Annotated in this window: 16 protein-coding genes; 12 read left to right on the top strand and 4 right to left on the bottom strand. The window is 40.7% G+C overall.

Annotated features, from left to right (window positions below; genetic code table 11):
* Nucleotides 1-15 precede the first annotated feature (15 nt).
* The gene (mglA, locus tag DK415_RS05770; RefSeq protein WP_162540475.1) at nt 16-1,548 is read left to right on the top strand and encodes a galactose/methyl galactoside ABC transporter ATP-binding protein MglA; all 1,533 of its coding nucleotides are present in this window, start codon (nt 16-18) and stop codon (nt 1,546-1,548) included.
* Between the two features lie 18 nt (nt 1,549-1,566).
* Nucleotides 1,567-2,577 carry a galactose/methyl galactoside ABC transporter permease MglC gene (gene mglC / locus DK415_RS05765; RefSeq protein WP_006717420.1) on the top strand — a complete coding sequence of 337 codons (1,011 nt, stop codon included), beginning with the start codon at nt 1,567-1,569 and terminating at the stop codon, nt 2,575-2,577.
* Nucleotides 2,578-2,660: 83 nt separating this feature from the next.
* Here mglC and DK415_RS05760 read toward each other — a convergent pair whose 3' ends face one another.
* Together DK415_RS05760 and fabB are read right to left on the bottom strand one after the other, a co-directional pair.
* Nucleotides 2,661-4,517, bottom strand: a complete 1,857-nt coding sequence (locus DK415_RS05760; RefSeq protein WP_109432835.1) for an ATP-binding protein — start codon at nt 4,515-4,517, stop codon at nt 2,661-2,663.
* A 141-nt stretch (nt 4,518-4,658) separates the two neighbouring features.
* Entirely contained in the window at nt 4,659-5,879 is a 1,221-nt protein-coding gene (gene fabB / locus DK415_RS05755; RefSeq protein ID WP_109432834.1) for a beta-ketoacyl-ACP synthase I, read from the bottom strand.
* Between the two features lie 166 nt (nt 5,880-6,045).
* Here fabB and mnmC point away from each other — a divergent pair, with 166 nt between their 5' ends.
* From mnmC to DK415_RS05740, 3 genes are all read left to right on the top strand, one after another.
* Nucleotides 6,046-8,064 (top strand): bifunctional tRNA (5-methylaminomethyl-2-thiouridine)(34)-methyltransferase MnmC2/FAD-dependent 5-carboxymethylaminomethyl-2-thiouridine(34) oxidoreductase MnmC1, encoded by a 2,019-nt coding sequence (gene mnmC / locus DK415_RS05750; protein WP_109432833.1) that lies wholly within the window; start codon nt 6,046-6,048, stop codon nt 8,062-8,064.
* Between the two features lie 196 nt (nt 8,065-8,260).
* A complete protein-coding gene (locus DK415_RS05745; RefSeq protein ID WP_109432832.1) occupies nt 8,261-11,410 on the top strand; it encodes a TonB-dependent hemoglobin/transferrin/lactoferrin family receptor in 3,150 nt (1,049 codons plus the stop codon).
* 278 nt (nt 11,411-11,688) lie between these two features.
* Nucleotides 11,689-14,685 (top strand): TonB-dependent hemoglobin/transferrin/lactoferrin family receptor, encoded by a 2,997-nt coding sequence (locus DK415_RS05740; protein WP_109432831.1) that lies wholly within the window; start codon nt 11,689-11,691, stop codon nt 14,683-14,685.
* Nucleotides 14,686-14,791: 106 nt separating this feature from the next.
* Here the strand turns inward: DK415_RS05740 and grpE are convergent, their stop codons facing one another.
* Nucleotides 14,792-15,370, bottom strand: a complete 579-nt coding sequence (gene grpE / locus DK415_RS05735; protein ID WP_109432830.1) for a nucleotide exchange factor GrpE — start codon at nt 15,368-15,370, stop codon at nt 14,792-14,794.
* 127 nt (nt 15,371-15,497) lie between these two features.
* Here grpE and DK415_RS05730 point away from each other — a divergent pair, with 127 nt between their 5' ends.
* A complete protein-coding gene (locus tag DK415_RS05730; RefSeq protein ID WP_109432829.1) occupies nt 15,498-16,415 on the top strand; it encodes an NAD(+) kinase in 918 nt (305 codons plus the stop codon).
* A gap of 74 nt (nt 16,416-16,489) precedes the next feature.
* On the top strand, nt 16,490-18,166 hold the full coding sequence (gene recN, locus DK415_RS05725) for a DNA repair protein RecN (RefSeq protein WP_109432828.1): 1,677 nt from the start codon (nt 16,490-16,492) through the stop codon (nt 18,164-18,166).
* A gap of 62 nt (nt 18,167-18,228) precedes the next feature.
* On the opposite strand, the gene DK415_RS05720 is transcribed toward recN, so the two are convergent.
* Nucleotides 18,229-18,876, bottom strand: a complete 648-nt coding sequence (locus DK415_RS05720; RefSeq protein ID WP_109432827.1) for an OmpW/AlkL family protein — start codon at nt 18,874-18,876, stop codon at nt 18,229-18,231.
* 274 nt (nt 18,877-19,150) lie between these two features.
* Here DK415_RS05720 and DK415_RS05715 point away from each other — a divergent pair, with 274 nt between their 5' ends.
* The 5 genes from DK415_RS05715 to DK415_RS05695 all read left to right on the top strand — a co-directional run bounded on the left by DK415_RS05715 (nt 19,151) and on the right by DK415_RS05695 (nt 23,581).
* Entirely contained in the window at nt 19,151-19,909 is a 759-nt protein-coding gene (locus tag DK415_RS05715) for a beta-methylgalactoside transporter (protein WP_109432826.1), read from the top strand.
* 7 nt (nt 19,910-19,916) lie between these two features.
* Nucleotides 19,917-20,468 (top strand): septation protein A, encoded by a 552-nt coding sequence (locus tag DK415_RS05710; protein ID WP_109432825.1) that lies wholly within the window; start codon nt 19,917-19,919, stop codon nt 20,466-20,468.
* Nucleotides 20,469-20,471: 3 nt separating this feature from the next.
* Nucleotides 20,472-20,933: an acyl-CoA thioester hydrolase YciA gene (yciA, locus tag DK415_RS05705; RefSeq protein ID WP_109103643.1), complete on the top strand. Its 462-nt coding sequence runs from the start codon at nt 20,472-20,474 to the stop codon at nt 20,931-20,933.
* Nucleotides 20,934-20,952: 19 nt separating this feature from the next.
* On the top strand, nt 20,953-21,249 hold the full coding sequence (locus DK415_RS05700) for a YciI family protein (RefSeq protein ID WP_006717394.1): 297 nt from the start codon (nt 20,953-20,955) through the stop codon (nt 21,247-21,249).
* 94 nt (nt 21,250-21,343) lie between these two features.
* Nucleotides 21,344-23,581: a transglycosylase SLT domain-containing protein gene (locus DK415_RS05695; protein WP_109432824.1), complete on the top strand. Its 2,238-nt coding sequence runs from the start codon at nt 21,344-21,346 to the stop codon at nt 23,579-23,581.
* The last annotated feature ends 8 nt before the right edge of the window (nt 23,582-23,589 follow it).

Genomic DNA, 23,589 nt, shown 5'->3' with positions numbered 1-23,589 from the left:
TTTATGAGGTTGGATATGACAGAGCAAATTCAAAGTCAAAGCGGAAGCCAAAATGGCGAAGTCCTGCTTACCATGACTAATGTCAGCAAGTCCTTTCCGGGCGTAAAAGCCTTAGATCACGCAAACTTAAGCGTCCGTTCGCATTCTGTACACGCATTGATGGGGGAAAACGGTGCGGGTAAATCCACGTTGTTAAAATGCTTGTTCGGCATTTACGTTAAAGACGAAGGTGAAATCTTGTTTTTAGGCAAACCCGTGAATTTTAAAACCTCAAAAGAAGCCTTAGAAAACGGCATTTCCATGGTGCACCAAGAACTTAACCTTGTGCGTCAAACCAGCGTAATGGATAACCTGTGGCTAGGTCGTTACCCACTTAAAGGGCCTTTTGTGGATCACGCGAAAATGTACCGTGATACCAAAGCTATTTTTGATGAATTGGACATTGATGTTGATCCAAAAGAAAAAGTAGCCAAACTTTCCGTTTCACAAATGCAGATGATCGAAATTGCGAAAGCGTTTTCTTATAACGCAAAAATTGTGATTATGGATGAACCGACATCCTCACTTTCTGAAAAAGAAGTGGAACATCTGTTTAAAATTATTCAAAAATTAAAAGATCGCGGTTGCGGTATTATTTATATTTCTCACAAAATGGACGAAATCTTCAAAATTTGTGATGAAATCACCATTCTGCGCGATGGCAAATGGATCAATACCGTGCCGGTAAAAACCTCCTCCATGGAAGAAATCGTCTCCATGATGGTAGGGCGTGAACTCACCCAACGTTTCCCGGAAAAAACTAACGTACCAAAAGAAGTCATCTTAGAAGTGGAAAACCTTACTGCGTTAAACCAACCTTCTATTCAAGATGTATCTTTCAATTTGCGTAAAGGGGAAATTTTAGGGATCGCAGGTCTCGTCGGCGCGAAACGTACAGATATTGTTGAAGCCATTTTCGGCGTGCGCGAACTGAAAAGCGGCACCATTAAACTCAATGGAAAAACAGTAAAAAATCACACCGCACTTGAGGCAATTAACCACGGTTTTGCGCTCGTGACCGAAGAACGTCGTTCAACGGGGATTTATTCTAACTTAAGCATTGAGTTCAACTCTCTGATTTCCAACATGAAATCCTATTTAACCCCTTGGAAATTGCTCAGTAATAAGAAAATGAGCAGTGACACACAATGGGTTATTGATTCCATGAATGTCAAAACGCCATCGCACAAAACAACGATTGGCTCACTTTCCGGCGGTAACCAACAAAAAGTCATCATCGGTCGTTGGTTATTAACCCAACCGGAGATTCTGATGTTGGATGAACCGACCCGCGGGATCGATATCGGTGCAAAATTTGAAATTTACCAATTAATTCAGGAACTGGCGAAAAAAGATAAAGGCATCATCATGATTTCTTCCGAAATGCCTGAGCTCCTTGGGGTAACCGATCGCATTCTCGTCATGAGTAACGGTAAAGTTGCCGGTATCGTTGAAACTGCAAAAACCTCTCAAGAAGAAATTTTGCAACTTGCCGCAAAATATTTATAAATAACAAAGGAACAAATTATGAGTGCCTTAGAAAAAAATAAATCATTCGATTTCCTAAAACAAAATGCGATTTATTTTGTGTTGTTGATTTTACTTGGCATCATCATCGCACAAGATCCGACATTTCTTAACTTGGTTAACTTCAGTAACATTCTGACCCAATCCTCCGTGCGTTTAATCATCGCTCTTGGGGTTGCCGGCTTATTGGTGACACAAGGTACCGACTTGTCCGCCGGTCGTCAGGTTGGTCTCGCCGCGGTAATCTCTGCAACCATGTTGCAATCCATGGAAAACATGAACCGTGTTTTCCCTGACCTCGGTGAAATTCCAATTCCGGTAGTTATCCTTGCCGTTTGTGCTGTAGGTGCAGTCATCGGTTTAGTCAATGGTTTGGTTATTGCTTACTTAAACGTAACGCCGTTTATCGCCACCATGGGTACTATGATTATCGTTTACGGTTTCAACTCCCTTTATTACGATGCTGTAGGCGGCTCCCCTATTGCCGGTTTCAGCGAAAACTTCTCTGTTTTTGCTCAAGGCTTCATCCGTCTAGGTTCGTTTAAGCTCTCCTATATCACTATTTATGCCGCTATTTGTGCTTTCTGTGTATGGGTAATGTGGAATAAAACACGCTTTGGTAAAAACATTTTTGCTATCGGTGGTAACCCTGAAGCGGCAAAAGTTTCCGGGGTAAACGTTGCTCGTAACCTTGTTGTGATCTACATGATTGCCGGTATGTTCTATGCATTCGGTGGTATGTTAGAGGCCGGTCGTATCGGTTCTGCAACCAATAACCTCGGTTTCATGTATGAATTGGATGCTATCGCAGCCTGCGTGGTGGGTGGCGTGTCTTTCGCCGGTGGTGTAGGTACCGTTATCGGTGTTATTACCGGGGTAATCATCTTCACCGTCATTAACTATGGTTTGACTTATATCGGTGTAAACCCTTACTGGCAATACATCATCAAAGGTAGCATCATCATCCTCGCGGTAGCTATCGACTCCTTGAAATACGCGAAGAAAAAATAATCTTCCGATTCATGAAACATTGAAAAATGCCATAAAAAACGACCGCACTTACCAATGTGCGGTCGTTATTTTTTGTATTTTAACTACATATCACTGAGCCACTGACGTAATTTATTAACATCTAACTGCCACTCTTGCACCAAGATATCCACCCAATGCGCAATATTCTCCTGCCAATTTTCCGCGTCACCGTTCTGTGCCAACGCAGCAATTTGTTGCAAGCGTTTTAACCCCACCGATGCTAAAGCGCCTTTTATTTTATGCGAGGTTGAAAGCAGCTCAGCTTGCTGTTCCGGCGCCTTCTTATACGCTTGGTAGGCCTGTTGCAATTCAATCACATAACCGCTCATTGCCTGTTCAAATAAAGTGATATTATCCTGCACAAACTTCACACCCAACATTTCAATTAACTCACCCAGCATTTTCGTGTCAAAGTCTGTAGATTCCTGCAATGGTTTCTTTTCCATTACATCAAAATGTTTGATCTCTTCGCCAAAATAATCCAATAAACATTGATTTAATTCATCGAGCGATAACGGCTTATGAATGACATCGTCCATGCCTTGTTCCAAATACGCTTCTTTCTTTTGCACCACATTCGCCGTCAACGCAATCAATGGCGGAAGAAAATCATAAATGCCATTTTCATAATTTTCACGCAGATGATGGGCAATATCAAAACCTGACATATCCGGTAACTGAATATCCAAGAAGACGAGGTCGTAATAATTCTCCTCAAATTTTTGAATCGCTTCTGCCCCAGTCATAGCCACATCAATTTGGTAACCGAGTTTTTGCAGCATAGATTTTGCGACAACGATATTCACTTCAATGTCTTCCACCAACAAAATGCGCAATTTTAACGGCACTTTATTGCCACTTTCTACCGGCTGTTGGGCCTCTTTTGCTTTAAAGGTTAGTAAGAAAGTTGAACCTTTTCCTAATTCACTACTTACCGTCAAATCGCCGTCCATTAGCTGTGCAATGGTTTTAGAAATGGATAAGCCAATCCCACTGCCCAAAGATTTGTAGTGATGAGAATCTACTTGATAATACAGTTCAAAGACTTTTTCTAAATCCGCTTCCGCAATACCGATGCCGGTATCCGTCACACGAATAGCAAATTCATCTTCAGCAGTTTGCTCAATAGATAAGGTCACACTCCCCTGCGGAGTAAATTTCACCGCATTCGTAATCAAATTCCATAAAATCTGGCTTAATCGTACCCCATCCAACATCAACCAATTCGGTAATGTCGGCGGGCAAATTAAACGAAATTCTAAGTGTTTTTCTCCTGCAATGAGCACCGCAAAATTACTGATATCATTCAGCAACGCATACAAATCCGTTTCTTTACGATTTAACTCAATACGACGCGCATCAATTTTTTCTAAATCGATAATATCGCTGAAGATATGAGAAAGGGAAATTGCACTGCTGTTGATGGTTCGTAAATAACTACTCTGGCGTGCTGTCGGCTGTTCTTCCAATAAAATGCGACTTAACCCGATAATGCCGTTTAACGGTGTGCGTAATTCATGGCTAATTGTGGTCATTAATGTGGTTTTATCTCGGCTGATTTTTTCCACTTTATCCAATGCCGCCGATAAGCGTTTTTCCGCTAACAGTCGCTCTTGCACTTCATTTTGTAGTTTCACCACCGAACGAGACAATGCTTGGCGAGAACGTTCTAATTTTTCCACCAATAAGGTAAAGAAATAAATCACAAAAGGCGCAGAAATCATCCCGAATACAATGGAACGTAAAAGATCTTGCCAATAGATTGTGCCGACAAAAATCAGGCTTAATACCATTTGTGTACATAACGCCAAGATGGCCAGAATTAACACACCTAAAATAGAAAAACGGATTTTCCCCAGGCGGACGACCCAATCCACATAGCGACGAGCAAAACTACCGAACTGTTTAATATTCTTCATAGGATTCCATGGAAAGAGAGAAATAATAAATATTGTACCTTAACTGTACAAAGGATGTTGAGGCGTTTTAAAGACAAAAAAGTGCGGTCGAAAAACACATTGAATTTCGACCGCACTTCTAAGAGAAATTAACCCGAAGGATTAACCGTTGTAACGTTTAAAGACTAAAGTCGCGTTCGTACCACCAAAACCAAAGCTATTTGACATTACAGTTTGTAAACCGGCATTTTCTTTGATTTCTGTTACGATGTTGCAACCTACCGCTTGTTCGTCCAAGGTTTCAATGTTAATGCTTGGTGCGATGAAATCGTTATCTAACATTAACAAGGTGTAAATGGCTTCGTGCGCACCGGCAGCCCCTAAAGAGTGACCTGTCATAGATTTGGTGGAAGAAATCGCCGGGATTTTATCGCCAAATACGTTTTTAATCGCACCCAATTCTTTCACATCACCGACTGGCGTTGATGTACCGTGCACGTTGATGTAGTCGATTGGTGTGTCAATGTTTGCCATGGCTTGTTTCATGCAACGTTCTGCACCTTCACCACTTGGCGCCACCATGTCATAACCGTCAGAGGTTGCGCCATAACCCACGATTTCTGCGTAAATTTTCGCACCACGGGCAAGCGCGTGTTCCAATTCTTCCACAACCACCACGGCACCACCACCGGCAATGACAAAACCATCACGGTTTGCATCATAAGCACGAGATGCTTTGGTTGGAGTTTCATTGTACTTGGTAGAAACCGCGCCCATTGCATCAAATTCAGTCGCGCATTCCCAAGATAACTCTTCTGCGCCACCGGCGAAAACGATGTCTTGTTTACCTAATTGAATGAGTTCTAATGCGTTACCAATACAGTGTGCTGAAGTGGCGCAAGCGGAACTGATACTGTAACTCACCCCCTTGATTTTGTATGGAGTCGCTAAACAAGCGGATACGCTGGATGCCATAGTTTTCGTGACGGCATAAGGGCCGATGGCTTTCACACCGCGCGGACCACGCACAGCATCACAAGCCACCAACTGGTTGTGAGCAGAGCCTGTGCCGGCACCGATAACCAAGCCGGTACTTTCGTTAGACACTTGTTCTTCGGTTAAACCCGCATCTTCAATCGCTTCTTTCATAGAAAGATAAGCGTATGCCGCCGCATCGCCCATGAAACGATATACTTTACGATCGATTAACTCGCTTGGGTTTAATTTAACGGTACCTGCTACATGGCTGCGCATTTTCATTTCAATAAATTCAGGTACGATTTCAATACCGGATTTACCGGCTTTTAATGAAGCCAATACTTCTTCTTTGTTGTTACCAATACTGGAAATAATACCAAATCCGGTGATTACTGCTCTTTTCATTCGTTCTTCCTTATGAGTTGGGAAAATCATTTCGACTTACATTTGTTAGCTGAGCGCAATTTACTATGAAACCAAAATATTGCAAGCATTAATTATAACGTTCGACCAGTTAGGCCAAATCAGCGTATGATATAGCCCAAACGAAATTAGCCAAGGAATTAAACCAATGCGCGTTATTAGCCATGCCGACATCTGTTTTAACCAAGAAAACACGCCTGTTTCCAATCAATTTGACGACGTTTATTTTTCTAACCAAGACGGTTTGGAAGAAAGTCGCTACGTTTTTCAACAAGGCAATCAACTGTGGCAACGCTGGCAGCAACATCAACAAAGGCACTTCGTCATTGCAGAAACCGGCTTTGGCACAGGGCTAAATTTTTTGGCTGTCGCCACGCTGTTTCGTGAGTTCCGCCAACAATTTCCACAAGCAACACTACATCGCCTGTTTTTTATTTCCTTTGAAAAATACCCATTAACATTAGACGCGTTAAAACTTGCCCATCAACATCACCCACAATTTACCGCCCTTACGGAACAATTACAGGCGCATTGGGTGGAGCCTATTGAAGGTTGCTATCGTTTTCATTTTGAGGAAACCACGCTCGATCTTTGGTTTGGCGACATTCACGACAATTTGCCACAGCTCGGCGATTATATGCGCAACAAAATCGATGCGTGGTTTTTAGATGGGTTTGCCCCCAGCAAAAATCCTGATATATGGAATGATGCGCTTTATACGCAAATGTACCGTTACACCAAACCGCAAGGCTCATTCGCCACTTTTACTGCCGCAAGTGCGGTGCGCAAAGGCTTAGAAAATGCCGGTTTCAGTGTGCAAAAGCGCAAAGGTTACGGCAAAAAACGGGAGTGTTTGGTTGGCGAAAAAACACTTGAAAAACCGACCGCACTTTTCACCCCATGGTACCTACCACAATCCGCCCAATTTGAAGGTGTGGCGGATGTTGCCATTGTGGGGGGCGGCATAGCCTCCTTATTTACCGCATTCGCCTTAATACAACGTGGCGCGAACGTCACCCTTTATTGTGAAGATCCACAGCCAGCGATGAACGCCTCCGGCAACAAACAAGGTGCGTTTTATCCGCAACTGAGCGACGATGACGAACGCAACATTCGCTTTTACATACACGCGTTTGCTTACGGCTTACAACAATTACGCAACGCCGAAAACTTCATTGAATTTGAACATGAATTTTGTGGTGTGGCACTGTGCGGATATAACGAAAAAAGTGCGGTTAAATTACAGAAAGTTTCGCAACTTCAGCTGTCTGAAAGCCTTTATCAAAGCCTAAGCCAAGCAGAATTAAGTAACAAAGTCGGTCTCCCGCTGCCTTGTGGTGGCGGATTTATTCCACAGGGTGGATGGCTTGCGCCACAACAATTTGTGCAGAATCTGTTTGCTTATTTACAGCTGCGCGGGCTCATCATAAAAACATCGCAAAAAGTGACCGCACTTTCCGCACAAGAAAATGGCTGGCTGGTGACAAATGCTGAAAACGACAGGTTCCATCATCAAATCGTCGTCCTCGCCAACGGTCATCAACTGCATGAATTTCCTCAAACGCAGTCGCTACCGCTTTATGCCGTGCGTGGGCAAGTCAGCCAGATTCCCACGTCAGAACATCTGCTGAAACTGAAATCCGTGCTCTGTTATGATGGCTACCTCACGCCTGCTGATCAGGCTAAAACCAGCCATTGCATTGGCGCCAGCCATGTGCGTGATTGCGCTGACCGCACCTTTAGCGAACAGGAACAACGGGAAAATCAGGAAAAAATCCAAAAGAACCTAGAGGGTATGCCTTGGGTGAAAGAGGTGGATATCTCTGCCAATCTGGCGCGAATCGGTGTACGTTGCGCCGTGCGGGATCGCACCCCAATGGTAGGTAATGTGCCGAATTTTGAACAGCAATGCGTGGATTATAAAAATCTGTTTAACTTACGCCGTCGCAAACAACCTATTCCGCCGGCTGCCGTATTTCCAAATTTATATCTCATCGGCGCCCTCGGCTCACGCGGTTTAACGTCAGCCCCAATACTGGGCGAAACTTTGGCTTCGCTTATCTATAACGAACCGTTGCCGCTGAGCGAAGACTTAATTCATCACCTGTCCGCAAGCCGAAGTTGGATAAGAAAATTGTTGAAAGGGACTTCTGTCGCAGATCTTTAAGTCCACCTTCCCAAGACCTATTTGAAAAAATAGGTCTTTTTTTCATCAATCCGAAAAATGAAATGTGATGTATATCAAAAAAATTAAAAACAATTTGTTTTTAATACTTTGCGCAAAATAAATGCCATAATATAATAACGCAAATTATTATTATTTACTTAAATCCTATTTTTAATTTACCTGGAGCCATAAATTTATGCGTAAATTTAAACCAAGCTATCTTTCCCTTTCTATTCTCACTGCATTAAGTGTGTCTTCTATTACTTCTGCAGAAACAAGCAATCAACCGACAGAACAATTAAATGAAATCGTGGTTTCAGGCGATTCAAATGGTAACGGAAATGCTACAGACAAAACCCCACCTAAAATTGCGGAAACCGTTAAAACAGCAAAAAAATTAGAAAAAGAACAAGCCCAAGATGTGAAAGATCTTGTGCGTTATGACACCGGTATCACCGTTGTTGAAGCTGGTCGATTTGGGAACAGTGGCTTTGCTGTTCGCGGTGTAGAAGAAAACCGAGTTGCTATTCAAATTGATGGATTAGCCCAAGCACAAACAATTTCATCACAAGGCTTCAAAGAACTGTTTGAAGGCTATGGCAATTTTAATAACACACGTAATAGCGCAGAAATAGAAACACTTAAACAAGCAACGATTCGTAAAGGTGCAGATTCTCTTAAATCCGGTAGCGGTGCATTGGGTGGCTCAGTCAGTTTTGAAACCAAAGACGCCCGCGATTATCTCATGGAGAAAAATTATTATGCCTCTTACAAGCGCGGTTACAACACAGCAGATAATCAAAACCTGAATACATTAACATTAGCAGGGCGTTACAAATGGTTTGATGCCATTGTTGTGGCTACATCGCGTAAAGGGAATGAGCTCGAAAACTTTGGCTACAAAGATTTTAAAGACAATATTCAAGGTAAAGAAAGAGAAAAAGCAGACCCTTATCGTCGTACGCTAGACAGTACATTAATGAAATTCGCTTTCCAACCGACGGATAATCATCGTTTCTCGGTAATGGCCGATTTATATAAACAAACCTCTAAAGGCCACGACTTCTCTTATACGTTGAAACCAAATACACAGTATCAAAGTTATGATGAAGTCGAGTTACGTCATACAGACGATAAAGTCGAACGTAAAAATGTTGCCTTTACGTATGAAAACTTTTCCTCAACACCGCTTTGGGACACATTAAAAATCACTTACTCCCAACAAAAAATCACCACTCGTGCGAGAACTGATGACTATTGTGATGGAAATGACAAATGTGCCTTGGCCGGTAACCCACTTGGGATGAAATATAACGACGAAAACAAACTTGTCGGTAAAGATGGTAAATTAGCGTCTTATTACAATAAACCGGCGATGTCTCAACCTGATTCAGATACAACAGTTGATCTGCCAGTAGAACCATATAATGGAAAAACCAAAAAATACAAATGGCAACGAGTTAACTGGGATAAACTTCCTAGTGGCTATGAAGATTATTATGTAAAACCAGGCAATAAGTCTTGTGATAATGATTTCAGCTCTTGGGACTCACCAAAAGTGGGAGATGTATCAACCTGTAAAGCTACACTATCCAAAAAAGGAAGCACTACCCCAGCAGAAAGCAAGTTAAATATAAATGGCAAAAGCTATGATCTCTTGGGTGCCGATAAAGGTTTAATCGGCGATGAACAGCTTGTTCCAACCAATGTTTCTCATATCTTTAGCTGTGAGGCATTTAATTGTAATAAACCAAACATTACCGGCTTTAAAAAAGATGGAACACCTGTTGATATTCCTATTGAGGTCTTCGAAAAAGATGGCAAAAAATATGCCAAAACAGCCATCATGAGTAATAACCAATTGAGCGGGCCTATGTTTTTCATGCCAAATAAAAAAGGCTATCAAGACAATTTATGGTCACAACGCGATCTAGTCAGCAAAACCAAACAAGTTAATCTCGATCTGACCAAACATATCGACTTAGGTAAGACTCAACACGAGCTATCCTATGGTGCATTGTGGGCAGAGATGGAAAAATCCATGGTAAATACGTCAGGGGCCAGCCCGCGTAACCTGAAATGGTGGGCAGAATATCCTGCAAACTGCGATACATTCTTGAGCCCGACAAAATTAAATCCGGACAGATCACATACTCTCTGTAACAAACAAAATGTATTTTCTTTCTTAATTCCGGTTAAAACCAAAAGTGGCGCATTGTATTTTATTGATGACTTCCGTGTGAACGATTATTTTGCCTTCAATGCGGGCTATCGTTATGACCGCGTAAAATATCAACCTGAATACATTCCGGGTGTCACACCGAAAATCCCTGATGATATGGTGACAAACCTCTATATCACAGAGCCTAAGTTTGATCCTGATCGCGCCGATACGGATATGACGGAATTAGCTAAGAAAGAAGCCAACGCAATTGCCAATATTAAAGAAATTGCGCAACCTAAAAAATTCTCAGCAAGTTCTTATTCCTTTGGCACAACAATTGATCCGTTAGACTGGTTACGCCTACAAGTTAAATACAGTAAGGCATTCCGTGCACCGACAAGTGATGAAATTTATTTCACCTTTAAACATCCGGATTTTTCTATTTTACCAAATAAAAATCTTCAACCGGAAACAGCAAAAACAAAAGAACTCTCTTTAACTTTCCATAATGACATGGGGTACATCACAGGGTCTGTTTTTGATACCAGATATCATAACTTTATTGATTTATCCTATAAAGGAAATTACAACTTTAAAGGGCATTCTAAATTATTGCCATTTAGCGTTTATCAAAATATAAATCGACCAAATGCGAAAGTAACCGGTTTTGAAATCTCATCTCATCTGGAATTAAGCCATCTTGCTAAATTCTTCAATGGATTTAGCCTGAGTTATAAATATAGCCAGCAAAAAGGAAGAATGGATGGCAATATTCCAATGAATGCGATTCAACCCAAAACAGCAATCTATGGTGTCAGTTATGCTCATCCTGATGAGAAATTTGGATTAGATTTATATGTTTCTCACGTATCTGCTAAAAATGCAGAAGATACTTATAATATGTATCACAAAGAAGAAGGTAAAAAAGAAACAACGATCAAATGGAGAAGTGACGCTTATACGACCATCGATTTATTGGGCTATATTAAACCAATTAAAAATCTCACATTAAGAGCCGGTGTCTATAACCTAACCAATCGTAAATACATCACTTGGGATTCGGCGAGATCAATACGTCCATTTGGAACAAGTAATATGATCAATCAAAATACCGGATTAGGTATTAACCGCTTCTATGCACCGGGTAGAAACTATCGACTCTCTATGCAATTAGAATTCTAACCAACAAAAAAGGAGAGGTTTCAAACTTCTCCTTTTTCTTTCTTCTAAAGTGCGGTCGCTTTTTATCACAAATTTTATCCATGTTTCCTATGAGCTAAATTCTTTCTTAGCGACCTATTTTACATAAGGTTACAAACAGAAAAAATTTGGTGATATACATCAAATAAATCACAAAATTCTCATACACCTATTTTACGTCCATCCCTTTCTTTGTATAATAATAAAAATTATTTTTATTTGTATAAATTATATTTTTATTTACCAGGAGCCATAAATTTATGCATAAATTTAAACCAAGCTATCTCACCTATTCCATTCTCGCTACTCTCACTATGTCTACTGCCTATGCTGAAAACAGTACGACTCAAGATCAGCTCAATGAAATTGTCGTTTCAGGCAATGCCTCCGAGCCCAATGTACAAGAGAAAAAAGTGGGTGAAACACAAATTACTTCTCATAAACTAAGTAAACGACAAGCTGCGGATAGCCGAGATTTAGTTCGTTACGAAACAGGTATCACTGTTGTTGAAACAGGAAGAACCGGTTCAAGTGGCTATGCCGTGCGAGGTGTTGATGAAAACCGTGTGGGCATTATGGTTGATGGCCTTCGCCAAGCTGAAACATTAAGCTCTCAAGGATTTAAAGAACTCTTTGAAGGTTATGGTAACTTTAATAACACCAGAAATGATGTTGAAATAGAAAACGTTAAAATGGCGACCATCACTAAAGGCGCTGATTCCATGAAATCCGGTAGCGGGGCGTTAGGTGGTTCTGTAGCCTTTGAAACAAAAGATGCGCGTGATTTTTTGCTGAATAAAAATTATCACATTGGTATTAAACGTGGTTATCAAACCATGAATAATCAAAACCTAACTTCCGTCACTCTCGCCGGAAAATATAAATGGTTTGATGTGCTATTCATTAATACCGAACGAAAAGGTCATGAAATAGAAAACTATTATTATGATATTTATCCAAATGAGGAAGCCGATCACGCCGCAGTTGGACGTACTCGAGAAAAAGCAGATCCCTACCGTATTACCCGTAACAGCAATTTGATCAAAATTGGCTTTCAACCAAACGATGAACATCGTTTCAGCGTTGCATTAGATGATTCCAAATTAAAATCCAAAGGCGCTGACCTGTCTTATAGCTTAAGAGCACACTCCAGAACAGATACTGAACGCTATGGAGAACGTTTAACCAACGATAAATCCCAACGTAAAAATACCCAATTTACCTATGAAAACTTTACCCAAACACCACTTTGGGATCATTTTAAGGTTTCCTATTCCTCACAAAAAATTACAAATAACGCAAGAACAGATGAGTATTGTTATACGTCAAAATGTATTCAAGTCGAAAATAAACAAGGATTGCATTTAGAAGAATCAAATGGCGTTTATCGGGTCGTTGATAAGACAGGCGGAGAAATCACAGGAAAAGGTATTGAAAGCGGTTGGAGCACAGAAAGTGAATATCGAAACGCCAAAGGTGAAAAACTCTCTGGGTTTGATTATAAAGAACAATCTGTGGAATCGACATTGATTGACTGTGAAAAATTAGATTGCTCTAAAAAATACAGAGTATTTGTTAAAAACAATGAGGAGTATGAAAGTAAATACCATTTTGAAGATCGTCAAATCGAAACCAAAACATTACCAAATGGAAAAAAATATGGTTATATCCCATTAAAATCTATCAAAAATGCTTGGGGAGGATTACAAGAGGAAGAACTGTCTTATTTATTCCCACACTCCGCAGGCTATAGCCGTAATGACTATAACGATCGTGATTTAAATACAGATACCAACCAAATCAATTTAGATTTTGATAAAGAATTTGATCTTGGAAAAACTAGTCATAGTTTGAAATATGGCGGGTTATATTCAAAAACTGAAAAAAGCATGGTTAACAAAGACGGCTATCAGGGTGGAAACGTGCAATGGTGGGCTGATAATTTCTTCTGTAATGAACCGATTGAGGGAACCTATCCGGTTGAACGCAAACCTGCGCCCGATAAATGGCCTTCCGGTACATGTACAGGTAATTACCGAGCTAAAACCGGAAACTTATCCAGCTACTTAATCCCAGTCACCACTAAAAACCATGCTTTTTATTTTGGGGATAACATTAAATTTACTGATTGGGTGGGGCTTGATTTAAATTATCGCTATGACCAGATCAAACATCTCCCAAGTTATAATCCCAATATTCCTGTACCGAAAGGCCTTATTGCCGGGATTTTTGTTCCTTTCCCTGACGGCGCGGTTCCTTACGGCCCTGGTGCCAACTGCGGTTATAACACAGACTGTATGAACAAAAATTTTGCTCAAAATCTAGAGCAACTCTTGCGTACTACATCCTATAAACACCATTCTTATAACATTGGACTCAACTTAGATCCACTTGATTGGATGCGGGTACAATTCAAGTATTCCAACGGGTTCCGTGCGCCAACCTCAGATGAAGTGTATATGACCTTTAAGCATCCAAGCTTTTCAATTACCCCAAACACCAAGTTGAAAGCAGAAATTGCTAAAACTAAGGAAGTCGCGTTTACATTTTATAAAGATCGTAGTTATTTCACGCTCAGTGCATTTAGAACCGATTATGATCACTTTATTGATTTAGTCTTTATGGGAGAAAGAGCCATTGAGCAAGGCAGCGCATTAACTTATCCGTTCTATCAAAACCAGAACCGTGACGGCGCAAAAGTAACCGGTGTTGAAGTAAATTCACATGTTGAACTAGGCGATCTAACACCAATTTTACAAGGATTTAGAATAGGCTATAAGTTGACTCACCAAAAAGGTAAAGTTAACGGCAATATTCCAATGAATGCTATTCAGCCAACCACATCTGTATATAATCTCGGCTACTCTACTGAAGGTGATCAATATGGGATCGATTTATTTATCACGGATGTTGCACCGAAAAAACGCAGCGATACCTACAATATGTATTGGAAAACACAAAGTGAAGACCCAAATAGACTCGTTCAAGGTAAACGGGTTACTGACAGTACATTAGCTTGGCGAAGTGGACACTACACTATCTTAGATGCCATCGTTTATGCTCGACCAATTAAGAATCTCACCTTAACCGCGGGTGTATATAACATCACTGATCGCAAATACATCACTTGGGATTCTGCCCGTTCTATTCGCGCCATCGGAACGCTTAACTTAATCGATCAAAATACCGGCGCTGGAATCAAGCGCTTCTATGCACCAGGTAGAAACTTCCGCTTAAATGCAGAACTTACCTTTTAACCCAACAAAAAGGAGAAGTTTCAAACTTCTCCTTTTTCTTTCTTCTAAAGTGCAGTCGGATTTCAAAACGTTTTAAAAACTGACCGCTCTTTTATCTGTAATTAACTTACGCCGCGACCATCACCATTGCCGGGCGAATCACGCGACCGTTAAGCAAGTAGCCTTTTTGTAACACAGTGGTAATTTGGTTACTTTCAAAACCATCTGTCGGTTGCATAGAAATGGCTTGGTGTAGATCCGGATTGAAAATCTCACCGACAACGCCTACAGGCTCAACGCCGAAACGGGCAACCGTTGCCAATAATTCTTTTAACGTTAACTCTACGCCGTTAAATAAAGCTTTAACGGATTCGTCTTCTATGTTTGCCGGCGTGGCTAGAGCGCGTTCTAAGTTATCAATCGTGTTCAAAATGTCTTTGGCAAATTTTTCTAACGCAAATTTATGCGCTTTTTCAACATCTTGTTCTGTACGACGACGAATATTGTCGATTTCAGCACGAGTACGTAACAATAAATCTTGTTCTTTTTTTTCAGTTTCCGCTAATTGCGCTTCTAATTCTTGTACACGTGCAATCGCTTCTTCCAAAGGGTCTTCCACTTGTTTTTGTTCTTCAATATCGACTTCTTGCGATTGAAGATCTTTTTCTAATTCTTCGTTTTGTTCTTGTTTTTGTTCGTCTGCCATTGTCATTCTCCGATTAATAAAAGTTGGGCGATTATAACAAAAAATGCCGCATTTACCACTTGAGTAAAAGGCTTTCTGTTGTAATATAGTGCCCAATTCATTGAATTCAAGTTAGTGTAAAAACAATATGGACACGTTAAATTCGGCAAAACCGCAAACGTTGCATATCTCGTTTCAAACCATTGCATTAGTCGGTAAACCGAGAAATGATATCAACCTACAAATGCATAAAAACCTGTTTTTTTGGTTAATTGAACGCGGTTATCACGTGTTGGTTGAGCAAGATATCGGTAAAAAAATTGACCTTCCACCAAAACATTTAGCCAGTTTAGAGGAAATCGGCAAATCCGCCCAACTTGCCATTGTGATTGGTGGCGATGGCAATATGTTGGGGCGTGCCCGCATTTTAGCCGAATATCATATTCCGCTTATTGGCATCAACCGTGGCAATTTAGGTTTTTTAACCGATATTGACCCGAAAAATGCCTATTCCCAATTACAAGCTTGCTTGGAAAACGGCGAGTTTTTTGTGGAAGAACGCTTCCTCTTGAAAGCCTGCGTGGAACGCGACAATGAAATCATTGCCAGTAGTATTGCCGTCAACGAGGCGGTGATTCACCCGGCAAAAATTGCGCATATGATTGATTTTCATGTGCATATCAACGATCAATTTGCGTTTTCCCAACGTTCCGATGGTTTAATTATTTCAACACCTACCGGTTCAACCGCCTACTCTCTTTCCGCCGGCGGCCCAATTTTAACCCCGCAATTAAATGCCATCGCATTGGTGCCGATGTTTCCGCACACCTTGTCTTCACGCCCACTCGTAGTAGATGGCAACAGTAAAATTTCTATTCGGTTTGCAGAATACAACACCTCTCAATTAGAGTTAGGTTGTGACAGTCAAGTTGCGCTCCAATTCGGACCTGATGATATTATCCACATTCAAAAATGTGACTATCCTCTCCGTTTACTGCACCTCAAAAGCTACAATTATTACAAAGTATTAAGCTCCAAATTAGGTTGGTTGCGCAACTTTTCTTAAAGATTAACAAACCCTCTTTACTGTATATTAAAACAGTAATATACTGACAAACATACAGTAAAGAGGATTTGCTTATGTTGACCCAACTCACCATTAATAATTTTGCTATCGTTCGTCAGTTAAATATTGAATTATCGCAAGGAATGTCCGTCATCACCGGGGAAACCGGCGCGGGAAAATCCATTGCCATTGATGCACTAGGTGTTTGTCTCGGACAACGAACAGAAGCCTCAATGCTACGAGAAGGTCAAGAACGCGCTGATATTTGCGCGACGTTTCATCTAAACAGTAACAACCCGGCTCTCCAATTTCTACAAGAAAACGAATTGCAGGATCCTGACAATCCTGAAGACTGCATTTTACGCCGCATTATTAATCATGACGGACGCTCTAAAGCCTTCATTAATGGCATTCCGGTGTCGGCCGCCCAATTAAAAGAGATCGGGCAACATCTCATTCAAATTAATGGACAACACGCCTCGCAACGTTTACTGAAAAACGACTACCAACTGCAGTTAGTCGATAATTTCTGTCAACATACCGCACTTTTACAACAAATGAGCCTTGATTATCAAACATGGCGCAATTTGCAACATCAAGTTAAAACCTTCCAACAGAAATGTGCGGAAAATGAAGCGAGAAAACAGCTTTTACAGTATCAAGTAAGTGAACTGGATGAGTTTAATTTAAAAGAAAATGAATACGAGGAATTAGAAGCGGATCATCTTCGTCTCTCCAATAGTGAAGAATTAACGCAGCTTTCCCAATCAGTTTTGCAATTATTAAGCGAAAATGAAACGGTCAGCGCAGATTCTCTACTTTATCGCGCCGTGCAACATTTAAGTGAACTCTGCGAGTTAGATAATCGTTATACTGATGTGCAAAATCTATTAAATGAAGCATTGATTCAAGTGCAAGAAGCCACCAATGAAATTCAATCGTTAAGCAGCAATATTGAGCAAGATCCGGCGTTATTGGCTGACATTGAACAACGCCTAGGACAAACCGTGCAATTAGCGCGCAAGCACAATGTAAAACCACAAGATTTAGTGGCATTACACCGTCGCCTCAAAGCGGAATTGAATGAATTGGAAGATTTTTCCGGCAGTGAAGAAATGCTCATTCAACAAGAGCAAGCGGCTCACGAAAAAATACTTGCCACCGCGACCGCACTTCATCAAAGCCGTCTATTAGGCGCACAAAAACTGGCACAGCAAGTGACCAAATCCATTAAACAATTAGCGATGGAACACGCAGAATTTTTTATTGAATTGCATAGTGACTATGACAAGATAAGTTCAAACGGGGCAGATAGTGCGATTTTCACCCTACAAAGTAACTTAGGTCAAAGTGCTCAACCGCTCGCCAAAATTGCTTCCGGCGGGGAACTTTCCCGCATTGCATTGGCCATTCAGGTACAAGCATCTAACCAAACCGCTATCCCAACATTAATTTTTGATGAAATTGATGTCGGTATTAGCGGTGCCACTGCAAATGTGATCGGTAAATTATTAAGAAAACTCAGCGAAAAATGCCAAGTCATTTGTGTTACCCACTTGCCGCAAGTCGCCTGCCATGGAATACATCATTTCTCTGTTGAGAAATCGACCGTCGATCAAAAAACAGAAACAAAAATGACCGCACTTTCTCCTCAGCAACGCGTCAAGGCATTAGCAAAATTGTTAGGCGGAAGCAAAATTACGGATGCCGTCTTAGCCAATGCACAAGAAATGCTAGATGCTGCAGCATAAGTGAAGAAGACAAAAAAATTGGGCGCCGTTTTCGCCCAATTTAGTTATATGTTAGAAGGAAATTAGAAACGATACGCCAAACCGGTAAAGAACACGATTGGATCTAATTTCACTTTCACTTCATGTTCTTTATTTAGGGCTTTAAATTTCGCTGTGGTTTTAATTTTGGTGTACCACATTGCCGTATTTAAATATAAATTATCGGTCAATTTAATATCGATACCCGCGTTTAATACCGGGCCAAATGAATGTTTTTTCACATCAAGATCTGTCACTGCATCCACCATCGGTTTTGCATTGAAGAATCGAGTATAGTTAATACCTGCCCCGACATAAGGACGGGAACCCGCATTTTTATCCAAGAAATAATATTGAACATACAGGCTCGGTGGCAATTGTTTCAATTTAACCACATCCCCTAAACCTAACTTGAGCGCAGGCACCGTGGCACTAATTTTATGAGAAAAAGGCGTTGCGCCTAACAATTCAACACCTAAATTGTCCGTTAACATATAAGTGCCAGTTAAACCTAATTGGGCATTATCACCCACATCCAAATTGACATCGATCGCGGTTTGAGTAGTTGAACTTGAATTAGCAGAAACGAAAACCCCACCGCCACGGACAATCAAGTTACCCGCTTCATGGGCATTCACTGCGCCCATAGCTAAAACAGAGGCTAAACCTAAAATAATTTTGTGCTTTTGCATAATGAACTCCTAAAGATTACTGCAATACTATTTCTAATTAAGAATGTGATGATTAAGAGTGGCGCAATATACCACTTTTAAGGTATGCAAATATGTGATCTCTATCAAGCTTTTTGAAATTAGTAGAATAATTAAAACAAATCTATGTCATTTTTTCTTTAATAACAGCTACGCCATACATTGTTTTAGATCATCACAGAGTTTTTTTATGTTTTTATCCTGAAAGGTCAGTATAATTAGACTCTTTTCTTTCACTCTTAATTAAGTAAATGAAATGCCAATAAACTTTACCCAAATTATTAAAGATAGCTTTCATTTCATGCAAAATGAAAAGCGAAACATCATTGTCTTGTGCGCCCTCTACTTTTTTGCCGACATCATCATGGTGTTGTTGCAATCAGCGATGTTGCCAAATGAAATCGTTGTTTCTCTGTCAAACAACCAAATTTCTTCCGCTATCTCGGAAGAACAAGGCATCAATTTGGTGACATTCTTTTTTCTTAAACAGTTTATTTATATTTTTATCAGTGCATGGTGTTTAGTCACCATTCATCAAATTAGCTTGCGACAATTCAGTACCGTTCTGCAGAGTTTCGTATCAACATTGAAGCGTATTTGGGGCGCCCTTTTACTAAGCTTCTTAATTTTTATCCCAATTCTTGTGGGACTCACAGAAGCAATGATCGCCATTCAACAAAAAGTACAGCCTTCCATTATTTCGTTATTTGCGATTATTATCGGTATCGGCTTATATATTCGTCTTTGTTTGGCGCCGGTGCATTATTTATTAACTGATGCCGGCATAAGTGCTTCCGCCAAAATTACCTGGCGCGCTGCGATGAGTCGAGCGACGGTGTTATTTATCTTCTGTTTACTGATTTATGTTCTCGTGCCGTTGGCTGAAAGTTTTCTAATCAGCTTGTCAAGCAATGCCATCATGGCGGTCATTACCGGCATTATTGCGGCATTAATCAACGTGTTTGCATTAATTGTCACTTACCGTTTTTATACTTTATTTATTGTAAAGGCATAACATCAATATGAAACAATTACTTGAGTTTATTCCCTTAGTTCTTTTCTTTGCAGTATATAAATTAGTTGGGATTCGTGAAGCGGCAATGACATTGGTCATTGCCACCATCGTGCAATTTATTATTTTGAAAGTAAAATACGGCAAAATTGAAACTCAACAAAAAGTTGTTGCAGGTGCAGTCATTTTCTTTGGCTCGTTAACCGCCTATTTTAACGATCTTGAGTTTTTAAAATGGAAAGTGACGATTATTTATGCGCTCTTTGCGTTGGTTTTGCTTATTGCTCAATTTGGTTTCAAAAAACTGTTGATTAAACAACTCCTTGGAAAAGAAATCCAATTGCCGGAACATGTTTGGAAAAACTTAAATCTGGGTTGGAGCGGCTTTTTTATTTTATGTATGTTAATCAACATTTATATCAGCCAATATTTATCCGATGATATTTGGGTCGATTTTAAATCCTTCGGCATCATCGGCATGACCTTTGCCGCCACGCTCATTACCGGAATTTATATTTATCGCTATTTACCTCAAACACAACAAGAAAAAAACAAGGAATAATCAATGTCACCTCAATTAATTGATAGCAAAACCGGACAACAATCTCACGGCACCCTTCTGCTCAGAACGTTAGCGATGCCCTCAAACACTAACGCTAACGGCGATATTTTCGGTGGTTGGATTATGTCTCAAATGGACATTGGCGGTGCAATCTTAGCAAAAGAAATCGCTCACGGACGCGTTGTGACTGTTGCCGTTGAAAGCATGAATTTCATTCAACCGGTTTCTGTTGGAGATGTAGTTTGTTGTTATGGACAATGTTTACACGTTGGACGTAGCTCAATTAAAATCAAAGTGGAAGTGTGGGTTAAAAAAGTTGCAAGCGAACCTATCGGTGAACGCTATTGCGTGACAGAAGCGCAATTTACGTTTGTTGCTGTCGATCAGGAAGGCAAACCTCGTGCTATTCCACGCGAAAATAATCACGAACTAGATGCCGCTTTGGCACACATTAAAACGCCATAAACTAACAAGAGGACTCAAAATGTACTACGTCATTTTTGCTCAAGACAAACCAAACACGTTGGCTCAACGCTTAGCAGTGCGTGAACAACACCTTGCTCGTTTGAAACAACTCCAAGCGGAAGATCGTTTATTAACCGCAGGCCCAAACCCTGCAATTGATGATGAAAATCCGGGTGAAGCCGGTTTCACCGGTTCGACCGTCATTGCCAAGTTTGATAGCTTGCAAGCAGCAAAAGACTGGGCAGCTCAAGATCCTTATGTAGAAGCCGGCGTGTATGGCGATGTCATTATTAAGCCGTTTAAAAAAGTCTTCTAATTTTCAAACGGTCATCACGGAAACATGTTGAACTAATGATAACAAAGGCGGATCTAAGTATCCGCCTTTGATTTATGACTAATGGAAAATAGCCATGCGATATTTGCAACGAACCTCAATTCCTCTGTTAATTTTAACCGCACTTTCTTTCTCTGCCTTGGCAACCAGAACCGAAGCCCCCGTAACCCACGAAATCAATTTAGCGCAAGAACAAGCAAAGTGGGCACAACAGCAACACGAGTCAGAATTGCTTTTGATTAAGCAGCGTTCAACGTTCCTTCAATTAGAAAGTCTGCTTAAAAGTGCGGTGAAAAATAACAACGTTTCTGATAATGCTGAGTTATATCTTAACCTCATTGAGTCTTTAAAAGACTATCCATTGAAAATGGATGCGACAACCACCTACATTGATGCCCGCATTAAAAGCGTTAGTAAAGATACGCTACCTGAAGAAGTAAAAGCATTAAAACACGAAATTGAACAAGTTATCGCGCAAAACCCTACGCATTTTTTACGTAATCGATGGGAACAAGGCATTTTCACACTATTAATAAATGCTGATGATACGGAAGGATTAGTCCATTATGCGCAACGCGTTAAGCCAAGTTCCTTGGAGATGCAAATAGCCGTATTAAATGCCGAACTTCAGCTTGAACGCACAAAAAACGAAACAAATAAAAAACAAAACTCAAACAGCGACTCAAACATTATTTCCCGCTATGAACAACTTTGGTTAACCAACAGCAAACTGCCTAATGATGCTCAACTTTGGGCAAAATGGTATTCCGATGGCAATCGGACACAAGATAAAATCTACCAAAAAGCCGAGGAACTCTTTGTCCAAAATGATGCGAACGGGATGGCGTTGCTATCATCGGAATTAAATAAAATTGATAGCGCAAAAGAAGACGAAATGGTTCTGGCGAATTTAAAACGCTTTGAGTCCTTATTAAAAAATCCGGCAACCCTGCCTGAATTGGCCGATAGACTACCACTCATTGAAGAAAATAATAAAATCGTCACAAAATTTGCAGTAGTGCAGACCTTTCCTCGTTATTTACGCACTCTATCGGAAACAATGAAAGAGCCTAACTTTGCCCTCTATCAACAATGGGCAAAAAATTGGCAATTAACAGATGCGCAAATTCGTGAGTGGGAAATTGCTTTTCTTGGTCGTTTTTTTGACAATGAAAGCCAGAATTTCCAACAATGGCGGGATGCGGAAATTCTCAAATTAAAAGCAGATAACCTTACCGAACGCCGTTTGCGTATGGCCATTTGGCAAAAAACCGATTTAACTCCATGGCTCAACGCACTTTCAGCAGAAGGTCAGCAAAAACAGGAATGGCGTTATTGGCAAGCCAAAACAATAGCAAAACGCGATAGCAAAAAAACAAAAGAAATATTGACCGCACTTTCTGACGAACGCGGTTTTTATCCAATGTTGGCAGCCGCCAAATTACATCCGAAAACCCGTGGCAACGGTTATGATTTCGGCCAACCAGAATTACTTATTGCCCCGAGTATCTCCGATCCTTATTGGGCTGATGAATTCAAAAAAGTAAAACCGGCATTGGAAGAAATTGCCGAACTACGTCAACTCGAAAGATTTGGCCCGGCTAAACAGCGTTGGCGTTTCTTGTTGGAAAATCTGTCCGGTGATGCCAAAAAAGAGAAACAAATGGCGCTTAGTCAATATGCCAACCAACAAAACTGGTTTGATTTAGGTGTGGATGGCTCCATTATTGCTAAAGCGTTTGATTACATTCAGTTGCGCTTACCAATTGCTTATAGCGATTATTATGATATTGCACTCAAAAGCCGCCCGGCGTTAAGCAAAACCAAACCGCAAGCCGCGCTAAATACCAATGTCAGTAAAAGTTTCGCCATGGCGATTTCTCGTCAGGAAAGCGCCTGGAACCCACAAGCACAATCTTCCGCCAATGCGCGGGGATTAATGCAATTGCTACCAACTACTGCCAAAGCAACAGCAGACAATGCCAAATTGCCTTATGCGGGTGAGGCAGATTTATTTAAACCGCTCAATAATATTTTGTTAGGCACGGCACATTTAGCAGAGCTAAACGCCAAATATCCGAACAACCGTATTTTGATTGCTTCCGCTTATAATGCGGGCGCTCATCGCGTGGAAAAATGGTTAGCACGCGCCAATGGTAAGTTGGAAATGGATGAATTCGTGGCATCAATTCCCTTTTATGAAACCCGTGGCTACGTACAAAATGTGTTGAGCTATGATTTTTACTACCAGATTTTGCAAAAACAACAAAATCCACAAACGTTTAGCAAAGAAGAATTTGATCGGCTATACTAGCCGGACTA

This window comes from Aggregatibacter segnis (genome assembly GCF_003130075.1).
Taxonomy (GTDB): Bacteria; Pseudomonadota; Gammaproteobacteria; order Enterobacterales; family Pasteurellaceae; genus Aggregatibacter; species Aggregatibacter segnis_A.
The sequence above is the reverse complement of the archived record's forward strand: the minus strand, read 5'-3'. Positions and strand labels throughout refer to the sequence as shown.